This is a genomic window from Pseudomonas juntendi (genome assembly GCF_009932375.1).
Lineage (GTDB): Bacteria > Pseudomonadota > Gammaproteobacteria > Pseudomonadales > Pseudomonadaceae > Aquipseudomonas > Aquipseudomonas juntendi.
On sequence record NZ_BLJG01000408.1, the window covers coordinates 1 to 220 of the forward strand.

1 pseudogene is annotated in these 220 nt (G+C 71.4%); it reads left to right on the top strand.

From position 1 onward, the window contains the following. A pseudogene (locus GYA94_RS26360) lies at positions 1 to 220 on the top strand (EamA/RhaT family transporter); the annotation flags it as partial.

Consider the following 220-nt stretch of genomic DNA (forward strand, 5'->3'; position numbering starts at 1 on the left):
GGTGGCGCGCATCCCGGTGGCCCTGGCCTTGCTGGTAGGCAATACCTTCCCGATGCTGCTGGCGCTGCTGACCTGGGCGCTGGGCGGTGCGCGCCCCACTGGCCGCACCGTGCTGTTCATGGGCTTGATCCTATGCGGCCTGGTGCTGGCGCTGGATGTGCCGGCACGTCTGGCCGACAGCGGTGCGGGCAACCCGCACTGGGCGCTGGGGGTCAGCCTG